Origin of the sequence: Macrococcoides bohemicum (assembly GCF_016865215.1) — a bacterium.
Lineage (GTDB): Bacteria > Bacillota > Bacilli > Staphylococcales > Staphylococcaceae > Macrococcoides > Macrococcoides bohemicum.
In genome coordinates this window covers 1,738,877-1,757,648 of the sequence record NZ_CP054482.1, presented here as the reverse complement: position 1 = coordinate 1,757,648, position 18,772 = coordinate 1,738,877, and the positions used below count along the sequence as shown (strand labels likewise).

General features: G+C 36.0%; 19 protein-coding genes. 17 read left to right on the top strand and 2 right to left on the bottom strand.

The annotated features are described in order from the left end of the window. Positions 1-28: 28 nt before the first annotated feature. Both leuS and HT586_RS09045 read left to right on the top strand, forming a co-directional pair. Positions 29-2,443 carry a leucine--tRNA ligase gene (leuS, locus tag HT586_RS09050; protein WP_203545644.1) on the top strand — a complete coding sequence of 805 codons (2,415 nt, stop codon included), beginning with the start codon at positions 29-31 and terminating at the stop codon, positions 2,441-2,443. Positions 2,444-2,451: 8 nt separating this feature from the next. Then, positions 2,452-2,748 carry a rhodanese-like domain-containing protein gene (locus tag HT586_RS09045; protein WP_203545643.1) on the top strand — a complete coding sequence of 99 codons (297 nt, stop codon included), beginning with the start codon at positions 2,452-2,454 and terminating at the stop codon, positions 2,746-2,748. 81 nt (positions 2,749-2,829) lie between these two features. On the opposite strand, the gene HT586_RS09040 is transcribed toward HT586_RS09045, so the two are convergent. Then, positions 2,830-4,077 (bottom strand): BaiN/RdsA family NAD(P)/FAD-dependent oxidoreductase, encoded by a 1,248-nt coding sequence (locus HT586_RS09040; protein WP_096076106.1) that lies wholly within the window; start codon positions 4,075-4,077, stop codon positions 2,830-2,832. Between the two features lie 158 nt (positions 4,078-4,235). Here HT586_RS09040 and HT586_RS09035 point away from each other — a divergent pair, with 158 nt between their 5' ends. From HT586_RS09035 to HT586_RS09000, 8 genes are all read left to right on the top strand, one after another. Next, positions 4,236-5,858 carry a putative polysaccharide biosynthesis protein gene (locus HT586_RS09035; RefSeq protein WP_203545642.1) on the top strand — a complete coding sequence of 541 codons (1,623 nt, stop codon included), beginning with the start codon at positions 4,236-4,238 and terminating at the stop codon, positions 5,856-5,858. Beyond that, a complete protein-coding gene (locus HT586_RS09030) occupies positions 5,855-6,565 on the top strand; it encodes a pseudouridine synthase (RefSeq protein WP_203545641.1) in 711 nt (236 codons plus the stop codon). Before HT586_RS09035 ends, HT586_RS09030 begins: the two co-directional genes overlap by 4 nt. 68 nt (positions 6,566-6,633) lie before the next feature. Further along, entirely contained in the window at positions 6,634-7,080 is a 447-nt protein-coding gene (locus tag HT586_RS09025; protein ID WP_096076108.1) for a YtxH domain-containing protein, read from the top strand. A gap of 122 nt (positions 7,081-7,202) precedes the next feature. Further along, positions 7,203-8,615 (top strand): dipeptidase PepV, encoded by a 1,413-nt coding sequence (gene pepV, locus HT586_RS09020; protein ID WP_203545640.1) that lies wholly within the window; start codon positions 7,203-7,205, stop codon positions 8,613-8,615. Position 8,616: 1 nt separating this feature from the next. Beyond that, the gene (dat, locus tag HT586_RS09015; RefSeq protein WP_133353469.1) at positions 8,617-9,456 is read left to right on the top strand and encodes a D-amino-acid transaminase; all 840 of its coding nucleotides are present in this window, start codon (positions 8,617-8,619) and stop codon (positions 9,454-9,456) included. Positions 9,457-9,642: 186 nt separating this feature from the next. Further along, on the top strand, positions 9,643-10,434 hold the full coding sequence (locus HT586_RS09010) for a phosphotransferase family protein (protein ID WP_096078068.1): 792 nt from the start codon (positions 9,643-9,645) through the stop codon (positions 10,432-10,434). Between the two features lie 13 nt (positions 10,435-10,447). Further along, positions 10,448-11,083 (top strand): tRNA (guanosine(46)-N7)-methyltransferase TrmB, encoded by a 636-nt coding sequence (gene trmB, locus HT586_RS09005; RefSeq protein WP_096076111.1) that lies wholly within the window; start codon positions 10,448-10,450, stop codon positions 11,081-11,083. Positions 11,084-11,194: 111 nt separating this feature from the next. After that, on the top strand, positions 11,195-12,397 hold the full coding sequence (locus HT586_RS09000) for a MalY/PatB family protein (protein WP_203545639.1): 1,203 nt from the start codon (positions 11,195-11,197) through the stop codon (positions 12,395-12,397). A gap of 39 nt (positions 12,398-12,436) precedes the next feature. On the opposite strand, the gene HT586_RS08995 is transcribed toward HT586_RS09000, so the two are convergent. Then, positions 12,437-12,721, bottom strand: a complete 285-nt coding sequence (locus HT586_RS08995; protein ID WP_203545638.1) for a hypothetical protein — start codon at positions 12,719-12,721, stop codon at positions 12,437-12,439. Between the two features lie 94 nt (positions 12,722-12,815). Here HT586_RS08995 and HT586_RS08990 point away from each other — a divergent pair, with 94 nt between their 5' ends. The 7 genes from HT586_RS08990 to HT586_RS08960 all read left to right on the top strand — a co-directional run bounded on the left by HT586_RS08990 (position 12,816) and on the right by HT586_RS08960 (position 18,659). After that, the gene (locus tag HT586_RS08990) at positions 12,816-13,880 is read left to right on the top strand and encodes a M42 family metallopeptidase (protein ID WP_096076114.1); all 1,065 of its coding nucleotides are present in this window, start codon (positions 12,816-12,818) and stop codon (positions 13,878-13,880) included. Positions 13,881-14,030: 150 nt separating this feature from the next. Then, the gene (locus HT586_RS08985) at positions 14,031-14,795 is read left to right on the top strand and encodes an amino acid ABC transporter substrate-binding protein (RefSeq protein ID WP_096076115.1); all 765 of its coding nucleotides are present in this window, start codon (positions 14,031-14,033) and stop codon (positions 14,793-14,795) included. Further along, the gene (locus tag HT586_RS08980) at positions 14,779-15,498 is read left to right on the top strand and encodes an amino acid ABC transporter permease (protein WP_096076116.1); all 720 of its coding nucleotides are present in this window, start codon (positions 14,779-14,781) and stop codon (positions 15,496-15,498) included. The genes HT586_RS08985 and HT586_RS08980 overlap by 17 nt, the downstream gene beginning before the upstream one ends. Then, positions 15,495-16,223 carry an amino acid ABC transporter ATP-binding protein gene (locus HT586_RS08975; RefSeq protein WP_096076117.1) on the top strand — a complete coding sequence of 243 codons (729 nt, stop codon included), beginning with the start codon at positions 15,495-15,497 and terminating at the stop codon, positions 16,221-16,223. The genes HT586_RS08980 and HT586_RS08975 overlap by 4 nt, the downstream gene beginning before the upstream one ends. 153 nt (positions 16,224-16,376) lie before the next feature. Beyond that, positions 16,377-17,375, top strand: coding sequence for a PTS sugar transporter subunit IIC (locus tag HT586_RS08970; RefSeq protein ID WP_203545637.1), 999 nt, complete (start codon positions 16,377-16,379; stop codon positions 17,373-17,375). A gap of 4 nt (positions 17,376-17,379) precedes the next feature. Beyond that, complete coding sequence (locus HT586_RS08965) at positions 17,380-17,688, top strand: thioredoxin family protein (protein ID WP_096076119.1); 309 nt, start codon at positions 17,380-17,382, stop codon at positions 17,686-17,688. 77 nt (positions 17,689-17,765) lie between these two features. Continuing rightward, positions 17,766-18,659 carry a DUF1444 family protein gene (locus HT586_RS08960; RefSeq protein WP_203545636.1) on the top strand — a complete coding sequence of 298 codons (894 nt, stop codon included), beginning with the start codon at positions 17,766-17,768 and terminating at the stop codon, positions 18,657-18,659. Positions 18,660-18,772 lie beyond the last annotated feature (113 nt).

Below are 18,772 nucleotides of genomic sequence, written 5' to 3'. Positions count from 1 at the left end.
TCTTTTTTAATTAAAAGGAGGAATAAGTATGAGTTATCAGCATGAAACGATAGAAAAGAAATGGCAAAAATACTGGCAGGAAAATAAAACTTTTAAAACTTTAGAAACATCGGACAAACCGAAATTTTACGCATTAGATATGTTCCCTTATCCATCAGGAGCTGGACTTCACGTAGGTCATCCAGAAGGTTATACAGCAACAGATATCGTGTCGAGATTCAAACGTATGCAAGGCTACAATGTATTGCATCCAATGGGATGGGACGCATTTGGATTACCTGCTGAGCAATATGCGATTGATACAGGTAATGATCCTGCTGAATTTACAAAGAAAAATATCGAAACATTTAAACGTCAAATTCAGGAATTAGGTTTCAGTTATGACTGGGATCGTGAAGTAAATACGACAGATCCTGAGTATTATAAATGGACGCAGTGGATCTTTATCCAGCTGTATAAAAAAGGATTAGCTTATGTCGATGAAGTTGCTGTGAACTGGTGTCCTGCATTAGGAACAGTACTTTCTAATGAAGAAGTGATTGATGGTGTGTCGGAACGCGGTGGACATCCTGTTATCCGTAAACCGATGCGTCAATGGGTACTTAAGATTACTGAATATGCAGATCGTTTACTAGAAGATTTAGACATTCTTGATTGGCCGGAATCTTTAAAAGATATGCAACGAAACTGGATTGGTAAATCTGAAGGTGCAGAAGTTGAATTTAAAGTAGACCGGAAAGATGCTTCATTTAAAGTGTTTACGACACGTCCAGATACTATTTTTGGTGCAACTTATGCTGTATTATCACCAGAACACACACTTGTAGAATCAATCACTACTGATGAACAACGCGTGGCGATTCAGGCATATCAGGAGCAGGCAAGCCGTAAATCGGATTTAGAACGAACAGACTTAGCGAAAGATAAGACTGGTGTATTTACAGGAGGCTATGCGATTAATCCATTTACGAATGAACCGATGCCGATCTGGATATCTGATTACGTATTAGCATCATACGGAACAGGTGCGATCATGGCAGTACCCGCACACGATGAACGAGACTATGAATTTGCGAAACAATTCGGATTAACAATTAAACCGGTACTTGAAGGTGGAGATATCGACAAAGAAGCATTCACTGGTGACGGTGTACATATCAATTCTGGTGAATTAGATGGCTTAAATAAAGAAGAAGCTATCACTCGTGTGATAGAAATGCTCGAAGAAAAACAAATCGGTGAGAAGAAAGTTTCTTATAAATTACGTGACTGGTTATTCTCACGTCAACGTTACTGGGGTGAGCCGATTCCAGTAATCATCTGGGAAGACGGTTCTATGACGACTGTGCCAGAAGATGAGTTACCGTTAATGTTACCGAAGACGGATAAGATTATGCCATCAGGTACAGGTGAATCTCCGCTTGCAAATATTGATGAATTTATTAATGTGGTAGATCCTGTAACAGGCATGAAAGGTCGACGCGAAACAAATACGATGCCGCAATGGGCAGGCTCTTGCTGGTACTACTTACGTTACATCGATCCACATAACAGTGAAGCGTTAGCTGACCCTGAAAAATTAAAATACTGGTTACCAGTTGATTTATATATTGGTGGGGCAGAGCATGCTGTACTTCACTTATTATATGCGCGCTTCTGGCATAAAGTGTTATATGACTTAGGCGTAGTCCCAACGAAAGAACCATTCCAGAAGTTATTTAACCAAGGGATGATTCTAGGTGAGGGTAACGAAAAAATGAGTAAATCTAAAGGAAACGTCGTAAACCCTGATGATGTTGTTGAAAGTCACGGTGCAGATACATTAAGACTTTACGAAATGTTTATGGGACCACTTGATGCATCAATAGCATGGAGTACGAATGGATTAGACGGTGCTCGCCGATTCTTAGACCGTGTATATCGTGCGTTTATTACCGAAGAGGGTACTTTAGCTGCTAAAGTTGTAGATACTGCAACACCAGCATTAGAAAAAGTTTATCACCAAACAGTGAAGAAAGTAACGGATGATTATAATACTTTAGGATTTAATACAGCAATTTCTCAAATGATGGTATTTATCAATGAAGTTAATAAACAAGATGCTGTAAGTCGTGAATACGTTGAAGGATTTGTAAAGCTATTATCACCAATTGCTCCGCATATTGCAGAAGAAATCTGGTCAATTTTAGGTCACGATGGAACAATTACGTATGAAGCTTGGCCAACGTATGATGACAGTAAACTTGTCGACGACGAAGTAGAAATTGTTATCCAGGTAAACGGTAAAGTGAAACTTAAAGCGAAAGTTGCAAAAGATACTGACAAAGAAGCATTAGAAGCATTTGCACTTGAGCAGGATGCTATAAAAACACAAATTGAAGGTAAGACGATTCGCAAAGTTATCGCAGTACCAAATAAATTAGTCAATATTGTGGCGAACTAGGAGTTATAATGGATATTTCAACTGAAGCATTTGTAGCAAAGATTAAAGCAAATGAAACGATGAACATTATTGATGTGCGCGAACAATTTGAAGTAGAGCGAGGTATGATCAAAGGTGCGATGCATATTCCGATGAATGATATTCCTGAAGCGATGGAGAATTTAGATCGTGAAAAAGAATATTATATCGTTTGTGCACATGCAGTAAGAAGTGCGAATGTTACTCAATATTTATTAGCAAATGACTATAAAGCTGTGAATGTAGAAGGTGGCATGGCAGTTATTGAACCAATGTTAAGTGAATAAATGTTGAGCTCCATTTAATAATATGTAAAACAACAATGCCGGATACTCTATGTATCCGGCATTGTTTCATTATATTTAGTTTTATCTGCAGCTCATTCCGGCAACATAACCAGTGACAAGTGCACTCGTTATATTATAGCCTCCCGTATAGCCATGTATGTCTAACACTTCACCACAAAAATACAGATTATCATGTATTTTCGACTGCATCGTTGCTGGTACGATTTCTTTTATGGTTACACCACCACCGGTAACAAATGCTTTATCAATCGATAATGTACCGTTAACAGTAAAGGTAAATCCTTTTAACAGCGCTATAAATGTCTTAAGACTGTCTTTTTTTATATGATGACCATTTTCATCAAGATTAATTTCTGCACGTTCCAGTAGAAAATGCAAATAACGCTCCTGCACCAATCCCTTTAAACTATTCTTAAGCGCTTTATCTTTATTATCATTGATAATTTTTTCGATATGCTGTGTAAGTTGACCGATAGTCATGTCTGGAAAAACATCAATCATCATCGGTATCTCTTGTTTCTTCTGACTTTTTTGCTCGTGATAGATAAATTGTGAACAGCGCAGTGCTGCTGGCCCTGAAATTCCGAAATGCGTAAATAACATATCCATTTGATGGGTAATGCGTGGTTTACCATTTTTACGCAGTACACTTAACCCGACATTTTGCAGACTAAGTCCTTGTAGTATCTTTGATTTTATAAATGATTCACTTGAAGTAATCGGTACTTCGGTAGGAAATAGCTCGGTAATCGTATGTCCTGCTTGCTGTGCAAATACGTATCCATCACCTGTTGAACCGGTATGCGGTACAGATTTGCCACCTGTTGCTATAATTACATTTTCTGAATAAACAGGTATGTTATCTGATAGCATCACACCTTTAATCTTACCTTCTTCTGTTATTAATGATTCAACTTTAGTCGTTGTTCTCACTTCAACCTTATTGTTAATAAGTTGTTGTTTAAGTACATTAACGACATCTTTTGCGTTATTGGATACAGGGAACATACGACCATGATCTTCTTCTTTTAACGCGACACCAAGATTTTCGAAATATTCGATGATGGCATAATTATCGAACGTATTAAATGCACTATATAAAAACTTACCGTTACCAGGCAGATGTTTAATCAGTTCTTCATGAGTGACGTTATTTGTAACATTACAACGTCCACCACCGGATATTTGTAATTTACGACCTAGCTGATCTTTTTTATCGATAAGTAAGACTTTGTTATTGTTTTCGCTCGCACTGATTGCAGCCATCAATCCACTAGGGCCACCACCTATGACAATTGTCTGATACATATTTGATACCTCCATTTTCAATTATTATACATTTTATTTATAGTAAAATATATGAATTCAGTAGTTAAAAATTTATAATGGTGGTATGATAATCTACATTGAAAATGGGTTTAATCATTTATGAAGTTTTTATTTTAAAAAAAGATAGGGATGAAGTTATGTCACAGAAAGATTCACTTGTCAGAAGTACTTTCTTATTAACGGCAAGTATTTTTATTACAAAAATTTTAGGGATACTTTATATTATTCCGTTCTATGCCATTATCGGTGGTGAAGAAAATTTAGCACCTTATAATATGGCATATCCACCATATGTAGTTATGCTTACTGTTGCTGCAGGTGGTATACCTTTAGCGGTAGCTAAATATGTTTCGAAGTATAATGCGATTGGTGCCTATAAAGTCAGCTATAAACTGTATAAGTCATCATTGTTAGTAATGGGTATCACCGGTTTCCTAGGCTTTGTTATTCTTTACTTTTTAAGTCCGATGATTGCTGAGGCATCATTAGCTGGTTCTGAAGGTAAATGGACTGTTGAAGATATTACTGAGATTATTCGCATCATCTCATTTGCAGTGTTATTTATTCCATTCTTAGCGACATGGCGCGGGATATTTCAAGGTTATGATTCAATGGGGCCAACGGCAGTGTCACAAGTTATTGAACAGATTGCACGTATACTATTTCTACTTGGCGGGACGTATCTGGTCCTTAACATTATGAATAAATCAATGTTACTGGCCAATGAGATTGCTGTATTTGCAGCAGCAATCGGAGCAGTTGCTGCAATTCTAACACTCTGGTATTACTGGAGAAAACGTAAGCCATTTATCGATAAGATGGTTGCGTCTGATGATTCCAATACTGATGTAAGTTACGGAAGTATGTATAAAGAAATATTAAAGTATAGTATTCCTTTTGTTATCGTTAGTTTATGTGTGCCGCTTTATACAACGATTGATCAGTTTACACATAACTATGCATTAGGTTTAGCAGGTGTGCCCGGAAAAATGAATGATATGCTCCTTACAATATTAAATACGACATCTAATAAACTTGTTATGATTCCAACATCACTTGCAGGAGGATTTGCAATCAGTCTTGTACCGTCAATTACAAGAACACATGCTTCAGGTAAGATTAAAGAAATGCATCATCAGATTAAAACAACATTTGGTTTACTGATGTTCCTTACAGTGCCAGCTTCACTTGGTATTATGGTATTAGCTGCGCCACTTTATACGGTTTTCTATAGCTATAATCCAATTGCGAATAATATTTTATTTTATTATGCACCTGTGGGAATTTTACTTGCACTTGTTTCTGTAACTGCAGCAATAATGCAGGGTATTGATAAACAAAATTTAACGGTTTATATCGTACTTGCTGCTTTACTTGTTAAATTAGTGATTAATATCCCGTTAATTATGGCATTCCATACAGTAGGAGCAGTCCTTGCGACTGCGATTGCTATGACATTTAATATTGTTTGTAACCTATATGTGATTAAGAAATATGCCAGATTCCAGTATCGAACGACTGCCCGTCAAATGTTGATGATTACGTTATACAGCTTAATTATGGTACTAGTTGTACAAATCGTTTATGTTATTTTAATGCAGTTCCTTTCAGTATCAAATAAACTGGATGCACTTATCATTTTAGTCATTGGAGCAGTAGTCGGTGCATTAGTTTATGCTTCATTATCGATGAAATCTCGTTTAGCTGATCAATTCTTCGGTGCACGTATCCAATCTTTAAGAAATAGGTTGACGCGATGAGACTTGATAAATTTTTAAGCAACCATGGTATAGGTTCACGGAAAGTTGTTAAAGCGTTACTCAAGAAAAAAGTGATTACGGTTAACGAGGAAGTTATCACGAAATCAGATGTTAAGATTAATCCAAAAAAAGATATAGTAAAGGTTCAAGGTGAGACGATTCACTTTGAACCCTTTATCTATCTTATGCTTAATAAACCAGCTGGCGTAGTTTCAAGTACACATGATAAAGATAAGACTGTCATTGACCTTATTACAGGGCTGGATCATTATGACTTGCATCCGGTTGGTAGACTGGATAAAGATACAGAAGGATTGCTCATCATAACCAATGATGGTCAATTCTCACATGATGTTCTGAGTCCGAAGAAACATGTGAATAAAACCTATTATGCTAAAATTGACGGCATTGTCACTGAACAGACGGTGGAACAATTTGCTCAAGGCATAACTTTAGATGATGGCTATCATACAATGCCTGGTGATTTAACTTGTCTATCAGTTGATCCGGAAAAAGATACAAGTGAAATAGAGCTTGTAATTCAGGAAGGTAAGTTCCATCAAGTGAAAAGAATGTTTGAAGCAATAAGCATGAAAGTAACTTATCTTAAACGTATTAAGATGGGTGATTTATCTTTAGACAATCGTTTAAAACCTGGTGAATATAAGAAATTAATGCAGAATGAACTTAATTTAGTAAGAAAATGATTTTAAATGTTTAGACCTTTACACCTTGGGTATAATTACAGTACAAATCAAAAGAAGAGGTGTTTAACATGGCTAACAACAATCAAACAGGTTTATTAAAAGCAGCATTAGTTATTGGTGGTACTGCAGTAGCAGCATTCCTTTCAAAAAAAGAAAACAGAGATAAAGTATTAGAAGAATACAACAAAGCGAAACAAGATCCTAAAGGTTATGCAGATGGCGCTAAAGGAAAAGCTGCTAACTTACAACAAGTTGCTAAAGAAGAAATTAACAAAGCGAAAGAAGATCCAAATGCTTATAAAGCAAACTTAACTTCAAAAGTTGGAGAAAAAGTTGCTCCATTAAAAGAAAAAGCAGCACCCTTAGCTGATAAATTAAATAAAAAAGACGTTTCTGTTGAAGAAGAAAAACAAAACTTCGACGATGAAGGTGGAGCAAACAATATCCACGTTGTAACAGATAAAGAAGTTGCAGAAAAAAATCCTAATGCAGTTTCTAAAGAAGAATTAAAATAATTATGCTTTATCAAAGTCAGCATATGCTGGCTTTTTTATTTTGATAAATTTTACGATTATTATTTTGAATTCCTTTATGTATCATGTAATATAGGATTATACAAGCAATAGGAGGAATCATTATGTGGAGAGAAAAAGTTGCACAATATGAAGATATAATTATCGAAGACCTTACAGGTTTATTAAATATAGAAAGTGTACGTGATGACAGTTTAGCTGATAGTGAAAACCCAGTTGGACCAGGTCCACGTAAGGCTTTAGATTTTATGTATGATATAGCACAACGTGATGGGTACGAGACGGTTGATATTGATCATATCGCTGGACGTATCGAAGCAGGGAAAGGTGATGATATTTTCGGAATATTATGTCATGTTGACGTAGTACCTGCAGGAAGTGGCTGGGATACTAATCCATTTGAAGCTGTAGTAACTGAAGATAAAATTATTGCACGTGGTACTTTAGATGACAAAGGACCAACAATTGCTGCATACTACGCAATAAAAATTTTAGACGACATGAAAGTAGACTGGAAGAAACGCATCCACATTATTATTGGTACAGATGAAGAATCAGGATGGAAATGTACAGACCGTTATTTTGAAACTGAACCGATGCCGGATTTAGGGATTGCACCGGATGCTGATTTCCCATTAATTCATGGTGAAAAAGGTATCACAACATTTGATATTATTCAAAACAGTGATGAGGAAAGCGAAACAGCACCGGAAGTGGAATTAAAAGCATTTAAAGCTGGCGAAAGATACAATATGGTCCCGGATTTTGCAGAAGCAAAAATCGAAGTTAAAGAAAAGATGGATGCAGTTATTCAAGCTTTCGAAGGATATTTATTAAACAACAAATTAACTGGGAAACAATTTGTAGAGAATGGTCAGATTTCACTTCAAATTGAAGGTAAGTCAGTGCACGGTATGGAACCGTTTAAAGGTGTGAACGCTGGTCTATATCTTGTTAATTTCTTAAATACGTTAGATTTGGATAAGAAAGCAAAGTCATTCGTTAATTTTGGTGATACATATTTATTTGACTCTCACTTTGGTGAGAAGCTAGGTATGACTTATGAAACTGAAGAAATGGGTCAGTTAACTACAAACTACGGTGTGATTAGTTATACGGACGTTGATGGCGGACATTACGGGGTAAACTTACGCTATCCAAACGGTTTTGATTTTGACACTGAAATTAAGAAATTTGAAGAACAGATTGCTAAAGATGGCTTTGAAATTGAAATTGAAAAGCACCAGGTTCCTCACTATGTCGATAAAAATGATCCATTTGTTCAAAAGTTATTAACAGCTTACCGTAACCAAACAGGGGATATGACTGAACCGTATACTATCGGTGGTGGTACGTATGCCCGTAACTTAGAAAAGGGTGTAGCATTTGGTGCGATGTTTAAGGATTCAGAAGATTTAATGCACCAAAAAAATGAATATATCAGCAAGAAACAATTATTTGATGCGACAGCAATTTATTTAGAAGCAATTCACTCTTTATGTGTAGAAGGTGAGTAAAATGGTAGTTTTTATTAACGGAAGTTATGTGTCTGATGACACGAAAATAAGTTATAACGATCGTGGCATCCAGTTTGGTGATGGTGTATATGAAGTCGTGCGCGTATACCACGGTACTTTATTTACAGCCACTGAACATTTCGAAAGACTCATGCGTAGTGCAAATGAAATAGAAATTACAAGTCCCTATACAGTTGAGGAATATATCGAAATTTGTAATCAGCTTATTACTGAAAACGAAATTGATAACGGTACAATTTATATTCAGTTAACAAGAGGAGATGCAGTTAGAAACCATTGGTACCCAACAGACACTCAACCGAATATATTGTTATATACAAATACTGCAGAACGACCGATGCAGGATCTTCAGCAAGGTGTGAAAGCAATTACAACTGAAGATATACGCTGGTTACGCTGTGATATTAAAAGTTTGAATCTGCTTGGTAACATTATGAATAAACAAAAAGCGGTAACCAATGGTGCAAAAGAGGCGATCCAAATACGTAACGGTATTGTTACAGAAGGCGCATCGAGTAATATATTCATCGTTAAGGATGATAAAATCATTACGCACCCTGCAAATAATTTCATCTTAAACGGTATTACACGTCGTGTCATTAAACAAATTGCAGATGCTGAAGGTATTGCTTTTGAAGAGTTTACATTTGATGAGAAAGCATTAAAAGATGCGGATGAAGTCTTCTTAACGAGTACGACACAGGAAGTGATGCCGATTACTGAGATAGACGGTGAAAATGTTAATCAAGGTCAGGTTGGTCCGATTACGAAGCAGCTGCAAAGCAAGTTTGATGAGCATATTATCACGAATCACGTCTAAATGGCATCATATTACACATTGAATTACATTTGAATATATATTCAGTGCGCTTAAAAAAGTTTGACTTGAATATTTTTATAAAAGGTTATAAAATTTAAATAAGTCGTTAAAACGTTCGAACTAAAAATAAGGCAAGAGATTATTTCTCATTGCCTTTTCTTTTTTCTACTGTGGGAGGTGAACATGTTGGAACATTTCTATCAGCTTGGTTGGACATTAGATTCCGCTGGTGGCGCTTCTGGAGAGGCATATATGGCAGAGCAGGATGGTCGCAAATTATTTCTTAAACGAAATTCTTCGCCATTCTTGGCAGCGTTATCTGCTGAGGGTATCGTACCTAAGCTCGTATGGACAAAACGTATTGAAACGGGTGAGGTAGTTACCGCTCAACATTGGAAGAACGGAAGATCATTGACACACGAAGAAATGGGTTCCAAGCGTGTTGCGAAACTCCTCAGAAAAATTCATCGTTCTAAACCTTTACTTAACATGTTAAAACGTTTAGAAATGAAACCGATGCATCCTCACATATTACTTAAGAAAATTAATAGTTCTCTTTCACGCAATGTATTAGCACATCATACGGTTAGAAAAGCTTTAATTTACTTAGAAGAACATATGCCTAATTTAGATAGTCAGTTTTATACTGTCTGTCATGGCGATGTGAATCATAATAACTGGTTACTTTCAGATCAGGATGAACTGTTTATTGTTGACTGGGAAGGTGCGATGATTGCAGATCCTGCGATTGATATCGGTATGATTTTATATACGTATAGTAAAGAAGTTGACTGGGAAGCGTGGCTTGCTGATTACGGTATTAACTATACAATCGATTTAGAGAAACGTATGAAATGGTATACGATTATACAGGCGATTGCGATGGTACAGTGGTATGAGGAGAAGAGTCGTTACCACGATATGAACGAATGGTTGAAGTTTTTAGATGAAGTTTTAACACAGAATAGATTTATTTAAAGGAGCAACATACATGAGAATGCGTAATAAACCGTGGGCAGAGGATTATATGCTTGAACATCGTGATATTGTAAGTATCGACTTGTCACAAAAAGACAATATCACATCATGGTTTGAAAAAGTTCAGCCGATTCATATAGAAGTCGGAAGCGGTATGGGTCGATTTATTACTGAGATGGCAAAATCAAATCCAGCAATCAATTATATCGGTATTGAACGTGATAAGAATGTAATGATTCGTATTGTAGAAAAAGCGATAGAGCAGGATATTAAAAACTTACGATTATTGACGGTTGATGCTGAGAAGCTGACTGAAATATTTAATCCTGGAGAAATTGACCGCGTCTATTTAAACTTTTCGGATCCATGGCCGAAGACACGACATGCCAAACGTCGTTTAACGCATGCTAATTTCTTATCGGTATATAAGACTATCCTGAAAGATGAGGGAGAAATTCACTTCAAGACAGATAATCAAGGACTGTTTGAATTTTCTATTGAAAGTATGAGTCAGTTTGGGATGAAACTTAAAAATATCAATTTAAATCTGCATGACAATGAACCTGCTGATAATATTAAGACAGAGTATGAAGAGAAATTTTCTGCTAAAGGCTTTAGAATCAACCGACTTGAAGCAAGTTTTAAATAACATTTGAAGAATTATTAAATGGTGAGACATTATAAGTGTCTCATCTTTTTTTTATGCTTTATTTAGTGTAGACTAGATATATTGAGAGAATTTTCTGAACTGGAGGAAACTATGTATAACTTTAATGAAAATGTTAACCGTTTAAATACAAATGCAGTTCAAACTGAAATGATTCCATTAATCTATCAGCGTAGAGATTTAATGCCATTCTGGATAGCAGATATGGATATTAAAACGCCGGAAAAGATTACAAAGTCTATCGCTAATCGTCTGGAACACGGAATTTTCGGATACACGAGCTGGAAGAATGATGCTTTCTATACGCCGATTAAACAATGGTATAGTAACCGATTTAATACAAACATTCTTAAACAAGATCTCTTCTATTCACCATCAGTGCTTTTTACTGTGACAGAAGCAATACGTATCCTGACTAATGAAGGTGAAGGTGTTATCCTTAATACGCCCTCCTATAACAACTTTATCAATCTGATTAACGGTAATAAACGTATGATCGTAGAAAGTGAACTTTACTTTGATGGCTACGAATACACGATGGACTTTGTACAATTTGAATATCTTTGTCAGATGCCTCAAAATAAAGTGTTCTTATTATGCAATCCACATAACCCAACAGGTAAAGTGTTTTCTGAGCAGGAACTTTTAAAGATTATTGAAATCTGTAAGAAATATAATGTGTATATCATTGCTGATGAAATTCATATGGATTTTGTGCGTCGTGGTCAACATGAAACACTTGCAAAATACATGCAGGATTATGAGCAGATGTTAGTGACGACATGTTTAGGTAAGACATTTAATGTTTCTGGTATTCCGCATGCATACTTTATAACAAAAGATAAATATATACGCGAGACAATTAATACGAAAGTGATGTCTGTTTATGGTTTAGCGGCAGTAAATTTAGTAGCACTAACTGTAATCCAGACCGCTTACTTAGATTGTGGCGACTGGGTAGATGCGCTTAATCAGCATATCGATAATAATATGACACTCGTAGAAGACTACATTGCAGATCATCTGTCTGATTGTCTATTTTTCCAGAAGCCGGATGCTACATTTTTAGCCTGGATTGATTTCGAGAAGAGTGGATTTAGTGAAATGGAAGTACAGGATGCCTTACAGCATGTCGGTAAGATTGCGACGGGTATCGGTAATACTTACGAACTATCTACAAGTACACATTTTAGATTTAATGTAGCGTGTAGTGAAGATAAATTATTAGAAGGCCTTGACCGCATAAAAAAATCATTCGATTACTTAAAAACAACAAAAGAAAAAGAAGCACAATAAATTTTGTGCCTCAAATACATAACAGATTTTAAAATTAGATTATATTTCTATAATGTCGATGAGTTCACCGGTATAAGCATCGACAGTAAATTCGTAATCTTTATCCTGCGTATTAATGATACCGCGATAAATGTGAGAGATCTGACCAAACTTTTCTTGTTTTTCTGGTTCATATACGATAGCTGAACCTGTGACGTGATCGAAATTTGTCAGCACTTGTTGTAGCAGAGTTTCAGGGTGCTGCATCGTCATATGATGACGTAGTTGATAAGCGATAATACCAGTGACTACAATAACGGGAATGATGATTTGATATTTTTTCATAGTTAAAAGTCCTCTCATCAATAAATTTGGATGCATTGCGTATAACTTTTAGGTTAACGATTTGATTATATTCTACCATAAGGAGCAAAAAAACATGACAGAACAACTATTAGATACGATAAAAACATTAACTGAACTACATGGTGCCCCAGGACACGAACGTCTCGTACGTGATTATCTGATAAAAAGACTATCGCCACTAGCGGACGAAGTATTACAAGATGGTTTAGGTGGCGTCTTCTTCGTAAAGAAATCAAAACAGGACAATGCTAAACGCATCATGATTGCGGCACATATGGATGAAGTTGGATTCATGGTAACAGATATTACAGAAAAAGGATTACTTAAATTCACAGAAATCGGTGGGTGGCCAGCTGATGTCCTGCAAGCCCAAAAAATGAAAGTATTAACGCGTGACAGCAAAGAATATAGTGGTGTAATTGGCAGTGTGCCAGCACATTTTAGAACAGGTAAGGAAGCAACACCGCAAATTAAAGATATGCTGCTTGATGTGGGAGCTGAAAGTAAAGAACAGGTATTAGCAATGGGCATCCAAATCGGTGATTCAATCGTTCCGGCAGTTGATTTTGAACAATTGACTGAGAACAGATTCCTATGTAAAGCATGGGACAATCGTTATGGATGCACAATCATCGTTGACTTATTTGAACAACTGAAAGATACAGATTTACCATTTGATCTATATGTTGGTGCTAACGTGCAGGAAGAGGTTGGACTGCGTGGTGCAGGGCCATCTGCAAATATGATCAAACCCGACTTAGCATTTGTCGTTGATTGTTCACCAGCAAATGATACTGCAGGAAGTAATGCGAATGGTAAACTAGGTGAAGGAACACTTGTTAGAATAATTGATAGAACGATGATTTTGAAGCCGTCATTTAAACAATGGCTGGAAGAAATCTATGAAACAAATGATATTAAACATCAGTTTTATACTTCGCCAGGTGGTACGGATGGTGGCGTTATCCACACAGCATTACATGGTATACCGACAGCAGTAATCGGTGTGCCAGCACGTTATATTCATTCAAATCACACGATTTTTGATATTCGCGACTATTATGCAGCTCGTAATGGACTGCTTGCATTACTTAAAGATGTCAATGATAAAAAAATTGAATATTTAAAGATGAATTAATAGTTTGCTTTTTATAGAGATGAAGCGATAATATTTGCTTCATCCTATTTTTATTATCTAATCTTGAGTATCTTTTTATTGACTTAAAATTAAAATGCTTTAAAATAAAATCTATTCCGAGTAAATTGATAAGAATAGGAGAATGGAAAATTGAAAAAATTATTAGCATTATTGTTTACAGCATTATTTATTTTAGCGGCATGTGGTAGCAATGACTCAGATAAAAAAGACAGCAAGCAAGAAATTACGATTGGAACAGAAGGTACTTATGCACCATTTACTTTCCATGATAAGAACAATAAATTAACAGGTTTTGATGTGGAAGTAGCAGAAGCAGTAGCGAAAAAAGCAGGATACAAAGTGAAATTCGTAGAAACACAATGGGATTCAATGTTCTCAGGACTTAACTCAGGTCGTTTCGATACGATTGCAAACCAGGTAGGTATGGATGCAGACCGTAAGAAGAAATATAACTTCTCTAAACCTTACACATATACACAAGGTGTATTGGTGACACGTAAAAATTCAGATATTAAATCATTTGATGACGTTAAAGGCCGTGCATTAGCACAAACTTTAACTTCAAACTACGGTAAATTAGCGAAAGAAAAAGGCGCTAAAGTAACTTCAGTTGAAGGATTTAACCAGGCGATGGAAATGGTATTATCTAATCGTGTGGAAGCAACTTTTAACGATAAAATTTCAGTATTAGATTACTTAAAACAAAAGAAAAATGCTGATATCAAAATTGTTGAAGGTAACGCTGAGAAAACACAATCAGGATTTGTATTTAATAAGAAAACAGATGAGAAAATCATTAAAGACTTCGATAAAGCATTAGATGCATTACAAAAAGACGGTACAATGAAAAAAATCAGTGAAAAATGGTTCGGTGAAGATGTCACTCGTCCTTAATGAAGAAATGTCCCATGCCCTGAATGCAGCGGCTCAAGCTTTTGAGCCAATGCTTTGGGGTTTAGTCAAATATTCGATTCCGATTGCGATTGTTACGTTTATATTAGGATTTATTATTGCGATATTTACAGCACTTGCGCGTATTTCTAACAGTAAATTATTACGCATTCCAGCACGTGTATACGTATCAATCTTTCGAGGTACACCGATGCTTGTTCAGATGTTTATCATCTTCTTCGGGATTCCTGAAATCGGCCGTCTGGTTACAGGAGACCCCGATCAGGCATTTAAACTCGGTTCACTTACAGCAGCAATTATTTCGTTAAGTTTAAATGTTGGTGCTTATGGATCTGAAATAATTCGTGGTGGTATATTATCTGTACCACACGGACAAACTGAAGCGGCTTATTCAATTGGGATGAGCCCCAAAAAAACGATGCAACGTATTATATTACCACAAGCAATTCGTACAGCAACACCAGCTTTAGGGAATACATTTTTAAGCTTAATTAAAGATACTTCATTATTAGGTTATATATTAGTAGCTGAAATGTTCCGTAACGCACAACAAGTTGCATCGACGACATATGAATTCTTATCGATCTATACATTAGTGGCGATCATGTACTGGGTTGTTTGTTTCATCGTTTCAATCATTCAAAGTATTTATGAAGCACGTGTTGAAAGGAAGTATCAGCGATGATTTCAATACAAAATTTAGTTAAAAAATTTGGTGAAAAAACTGTACTGAAAGATATTGATCTTGAAGTAGCGAACGGTGAAGTTGTAGTACTGATTGGTCGTAGTGGGTCAGGAAAGACGACGTTACTGCGAACAATGAATGCATTAGAAATTCCAACATCAGGAACTGTGACTGTTGATGGTGTATCTTACACAGCAAACGACAAAAAATCACAAATTGCAGTGCGTAAGAAAACAGGTATGGTATTCCAGAACTTTCAGCTGTTTCCGCATATGACTGCACTTGAAAACGTAATGGAAGGATTAATTCAAGTGAAAGGCATGAGTAAAGTCGAAGCGGAAAAAATCGCCGTAAACTTACTTGAAAAAGTTGATCTATTACATGTAAAAGATCAGTATCCAATTTCTCTTTCTGGTGGACAGCAACAGCGTGTAGGGATTGCAAGAGCGCTTGCGATGAATCCGAAAGTAATGCTGTTCGATGAGCCAACATCAGCACTTGATCCGGAACTTGTTCAAGACGTATTAAAAGTGATTAAAGGATTAAGAGATGAAGGCATGACGATGGTGATTGTTACGCATGAAATGGCATTCGCAAGAAGTGTTGCCGATAAAGTGGCGTTTATCCATGATGGACGTATTGAAGAAATGGATCATCCAGAACAAATCTTCACAAATCCAAAGTCTGAACATTTACAGCGTTTCTTAAACATTATATCGATTTAATTGAATCGTTCATTTGCATATGCAGATGAATGATTTTTTTATGTGATTAAAGAAAAAGTGTATATCTTTATCTCAATAGAATCAATTAACATATGTTATTATTAAATACATTTGTGCTATGATAATGAAAATGATATTAAAGGAGCTGGCAGTTTGAAAGCATTACTTAAACGTTGGTTTGTTGATGGAATGAGCTTTATGGCATTAGGTTTATTCTGTTCGTTGATTATCGGTCTTATATTAGAAACTGTAGGAACAGAATTAAAGCCATTTCTCGACACTTCATTATTGATAGAAATCGGTAAACTGGCAAAACTTTATACCGGTGCAGCAGTAGGTGTTGCCGTTGCATTTGGTTTAGGTGCAAAGCCAATGGTCATATTTGCGAGTGCTGTAACTGGTATGTATGGCTATGAGCAAGGTGGGGCTGCTGGAACGTATGTGGTCAGTCTTGCAACAGCTGAGCTAGGTAGATTTTATAGCGGTAAAACAAAGATTGATATTATATTGACACCGCTCTTAACATTAGTAATCGGAGCAATCATTGCCAAGCTTGTAGGATCATTTATTCAGGCATTTATGTTGTCACTAGGTGAATTTATTTCATTTGCCACAGACCAACAGCCGTTACTTATGGGAATTCTTGTTTCTCTTATTTTTGGACTTACTTTATCTAGTCCAATCTCGAGTGCAGCTTTAGCCCTGATGTTAGGTATTAACGGAACAGCAGCAGCGGCTGCTACAATCGGCTGCTGTTGTCATATGATCGGTTTTGCGATGACAAGTTTTAAAGATAACGGTATACAAGGTTTGATTGCTCATGGTATTGGAACGAGTAAGATTCAAATTCCAAACTACATGTTACATCCATTTATTTTAGTGCCGCCTGTAATCGCCAGTATTATTGTAGCGCCTATCATGACGATGCTTTGGCCGATGAAAAATGTGGCTGCAGGTGCTGGGATGGGGACGAGTGGTTTCGTAGGACAGATTATGACAATCAAAACGATGGGTAGTAGTTTAACAACATGGATGCAGATCGGACTGTTTCATTTCCTTTTACCCGGTGTTATCAGTTATATTGTATATATAACGATGAGCCGAGCTAATATTATCAAAGCCGGCGAACAAAAGATTAACACAGGAGGTTAACTTAATGAAAAAGATAGAGCATGTTGAAGCATTTAGAGAGGCGATTACACAACCAACGATAGCAATGTTTACTGCAACGTGGTGTCCGGATTGTCATTTTATTGATCCGTTAATGCCTGAAATTGAAGCAGAAAATCCAGAGTACCAGTTTATTTCTATCGACAGAGATGAATTTATTGATTTAGCGGTAGAATATGAAGTGATGGGTATTCCGAGCTTTATCGCATTTAAAGATTCTGAAGTGATCGGACGCTTTGTATCGAAAGATAGAAAAACAAAAGATCAAGTAAACGAATTTATTCAAAGTTTATAAAATATACTAACCACTACGCGTTGCTTTAAACGGTAGTGGTTTTATTGTACAATGAAAGTTATGTGAGGAGTGAGAATATGAATGTTTTTGAAATAAGAGATCGATTGACTGAATCATTAGATAAATCAATCGTTTCAACAAAGTTTGACCGTAAAGAAGAAACATTACGCGTAGAGCGTCTTGATAACAATAAAGGTTTAACAATAAAGCTTGCACCTGTTGCAGCTAAATATAAAGAGAAGAAAGAAAGCATTATTGAAGAAGTATTATATTATATCAACGAGACAATTCAGGCGATGGGAAATACGACTTTACCGGAAGGTGCGAAGATCATGCCTGTTATTCGTTCGACGAGTTTTCCTAAAGCACAAAATGATGTGCCGTTTTTAATTACAGAACATACGGCAGAAACAAATATTTATTACGCAATAGATTTAGGCAAGACTTATCGCTTAATAGATGCTGAGATTCAAAAAGAATTAAGCATAGATGAAACACACATTAAAGAACAAGCTTTATTTAATGTGAAAGGGTTAAAAACGACTTATAAAACAGATGTTGTCTCTGGCAATACATATTATTTCTTTAATGCCAATGATGGTTATGATGCAAGTCGCATATTAAACAAGAAGCTGTTAAAAGATTTTGAAGCACGCATCACCGGAGAAATGTTAGTTGCTACACCTCATGCAGATGTTTTGATAATCGCTGATATTCAAAATGAAACGGGATATGACGTACTTGCACAAATGATGATGACTTTCTTTGCGAATGGACTCGTACCGATTACATCTTTATCTTTCCAGTATAAAGACGATGTGTTAACACCTGTATTTATATTAGGCAAGAATAATGCAAAGCGCGATCAGGAAGCAATTAAGCGTATAGAAAGTAACCGTCAGAAGTTTATGGCAGAGCAAGCACAACAAAAACAACAAAAACAACAAACACAACATAAAGACAAAAAATGATGCTATCATTATATTATATTGAGTGTAATATTTCTGTTATTTTTAATTGATTTTTTTAAGAAAAACGATTGAATAAAGCATATAATAGATAAAGAATAATAATACAAACCTTA

Excerpts from the sequence above, each read along its gene's own strand:
- trmB (WP_096076111.1), top strand. The coding sequence starts at position 10,448 with ATGAGAATGCGTAATAAACCGTGGGCAGAGGATTATATGCTTGAACAT.
- HT586_RS08965 (WP_096076119.1), top strand. The coding sequence starts at position 17,380 with ATGAAAAAGATAGAGCATGTTGAAGCATTTAGAGAGGCGATTACACAA.
- HT586_RS09030 (WP_203545641.1), top strand. The coding sequence starts at position 5,855 with ATGAGACTTGATAAATTTTTAAGCAACCATGGTATAGGTTCACGGAAA.
- leuS (WP_203545644.1), top strand. The coding sequence starts at position 29 with ATGAGTTATCAGCATGAAACGATAGAAAAGAAATGGCAAAAATACTGG.
- HT586_RS08995 (WP_203545638.1), bottom strand. The coding sequence starts at position 12,721 with ATGAAAAAATATCAAATCATCATTCCCGTTATTGTAGTCACTGGTATT.
- HT586_RS08975 (WP_096076117.1), top strand. The coding sequence starts at position 15,495 with ATGATTTCAATACAAAATTTAGTTAAAAAATTTGGTGAAAAAACTGTA.
- dat (WP_133353469.1), top strand. The coding sequence starts at position 8,617 with ATGGTAGTTTTTATTAACGGAAGTTATGTGTCTGATGACACGAAAATA.
- HT586_RS09000 (WP_203545639.1), top strand. The coding sequence starts at position 11,195 with ATGTATAACTTTAATGAAAATGTTAACCGTTTAAATACAAATGCAGTT.
- HT586_RS09045 (WP_203545643.1), top strand. The coding sequence starts at position 2,452 with ATGGATATTTCAACTGAAGCATTTGTAGCAAAGATTAAAGCAAATGAA.
- HT586_RS08980 (WP_096076116.1), top strand. The coding sequence starts at position 14,779 with ATGTCACTCGTCCTTAATGAAGAAATGTCCCATGCCCTGAATGCAGCG.
- HT586_RS08990 (WP_096076114.1), top strand. The coding sequence starts at position 12,816 with ATGACAGAACAACTATTAGATACGATAAAAACATTAACTGAACTACAT.
- HT586_RS09025 (WP_096076108.1), top strand. The coding sequence starts at position 6,634 with ATGGCTAACAACAATCAAACAGGTTTATTAAAAGCAGCATTAGTTATT.
- HT586_RS08960 (WP_203545636.1), top strand. The coding sequence starts at position 17,766 with ATGAATGTTTTTGAAATAAGAGATCGATTGACTGAATCATTAGATAAA.
- pepV (WP_203545640.1), top strand. The coding sequence starts at position 7,203 with ATGTGGAGAGAAAAAGTTGCACAATATGAAGATATAATTATCGAAGAC.
- HT586_RS09040 (WP_096076106.1), bottom strand. The coding sequence starts at position 4,077 with ATGTATCAGACAATTGTCATAGGTGGTGGCCCTAGTGGATTGATGGCT.
- HT586_RS09035 (WP_203545642.1), top strand. The coding sequence starts at position 4,236 with ATGTCACAGAAAGATTCACTTGTCAGAAGTACTTTCTTATTAACGGCA.